This is a genomic window from Cupriavidus sp. FW305-46 (assembly GCF_058787075.1).
In genome coordinates, this window is record NZ_JBYSZI010000066.1 from 31814 (window position 1) to 33529 (window position 1716).

A 1716-nucleotide genomic window follows, 5' to 3' on the forward strand; every position below is an offset into this window, starting at 1 on the left:
GGCCCCCCCCCCGACCGCCTTACATCTGCCGGAAGCGGTGCATGTACGCGCGCGATACCGGCAGTTCGGCTTCGCTGTCGCGCATCCGGACAAAGAGCCGCCCTGCCTCATCGCGGCGCGTTCCGGCCACGTATTCCATGTTGACGATGGACGAGCGGTGGATCTGCCAGAACACCTCGGGATCGAGGCCGGCAATCAGCTCCGCCAGCGGCGTGCGGATCAGGTGCTCGCCATCGCGGGTATGCACGACCACGTACTTGTCGTCGCTCTGGAAGTACATCACTTCCTGGATCGGCACGTGGCTGGTGGTATTGCCGCGGCTGGCGCGTACCCAGCGCAGCTGGCCGCCGCTTTCCGCGCGCGGCTGGGCGCGTGTGAGCTGGCTCAGTAGCTGGGCCAGTTCCGGCAAGGGTGCCGCTTCCTGCAACGCCTTGCGCAGCCGCTCGATGGTGCGGCCGAGCCGTTCCTCGCTGACCGGCTTGACCAGGTAATCGACGGCCGCGCGCTCGAACGCATCGAGCGCGAATTCGTCATACGCCGTGACGAACACCAGCCGCGTATCGGTTTCAATCCCTTGCGCCACCTCCAGGCCGGACAGGCCGGGCATCTTGATGTCGAGGAAGGCTACGCTCGGCGACAACCGTGCGATGGCGTCGGCGGCTTCGATGCCGTTGGTCGCCTCGGCAACGATCTGCAGCTCCGGCCAAAGGCGTTGCAACTTGCCGCGCAGATATGCGCGCAGGTGCTCTTCGTCGTCGGCAATCAGGGCGGTGGGCGTCATGGGCGTCTCCGTTTCAGGATGTACGCGGCAGCGGGATTTCGATCAGCACGGCAGTGCCGGGCGAGCGTTCTTCAATGCGTACGTGGGCGTCACCGTCATACAGCACAGCCAGCCGTTCACGCAGGTTAGAAAGCCCGACCCCGGCGCCGGCCGAGGGGCGAAAGCCCATGCCATCGTCCTCGATGGTCGCCAGCATGCGCGGGCCGCGCCGCTCCAGCCGGACCAGCAGCCGCCCGCCTTCGATCTTTGGCTCCAGCCCATGCTTGATCGCATTCTCGACCACGGGCTGCAGCAGCATCGGCGCCAGCGGCATCGATTCGAGTTCGGGGTCGACATCGACCGAGTAATGCAGCCGGTCCCCCATGCGGATCCGGATCAGCGCCAGATAGTCACGCAGCAGCTTGGCCTCCTGCGCCACCGTGCCTTGCGTGGCGCGGCTGGCTGCAAGCGATGCGCGCAGGTAGGCGATGAAATGCTCCAGCATCAGCGTGGCCTTCTGCGGCGCGGGCTCGATCAGGCTCACCACGTTGGCCAGGGTGTTGAACAGGAAGTGCGGTTCGATCTGGGCCTGCAGCAGGCGCATGCGGGCTTCAACCAGCTGCTTCTCCGTCGACAGCGTGCGCACCTGTTCCTGCGCCATGTATTGCGCGATCTTGCGCTCTTCCCACTGCCGCCCGAGCAGGCCGACGCGACTCCACGTCATCACGCCGTGTATCGCCAGGCCGATACCCCAGCCCATGAGCGGCCCACCGGACCACGGCCGATGCGGCGATCCCACCAGATGGAGGCCGATCAGCAATGCATTGACCGCCACGTAGACCATGGCGTGCATGTAGAAGAAGCGCAGCGCGCGCACGCGGCGGCGGGCGTCTTCGTAGGCGCGCTGCTCGGGGGCGGATCGCCAGATGCGGGAGTCTGGGGAGTGCACGGGCGGG

At 66.6% G+C, this 1716-nt stretch carries 2 protein-coding genes; both read right to left on the reverse strand.

Translation table 11 applies throughout. From position 1 onward, the window contains the following. Positions 1 to 19 precede the first annotated feature (19 nt). A complete protein-coding gene (locus AC3WON_RS26140) occupies positions 20 to 781 on the reverse strand; it encodes a LytR/AlgR family response regulator transcription factor (protein ID WP_492320399.1) in 762 nt (253 codons plus the stop codon). A 13-nt stretch (positions 782 to 794) separates the two neighbouring features. Then, positions 795 to 1709, reverse strand: coding sequence for a sensor histidine kinase (locus tag AC3WON_RS26145; protein ID WP_492353044.1), 915 nt, complete (start codon positions 1707 to 1709; stop codon positions 795 to 797). Positions 1710 to 1716 lie beyond the last annotated feature (7 nt).

Excerpts from the sequence above, each read along its gene's own strand:
- AC3WON_RS26140 (WP_492320399.1), bottom strand. The coding sequence starts at position 781 with ATGACGCCCACCGCCCTGATTGCCGACGACGAAGAGCACCTGCGCGCA.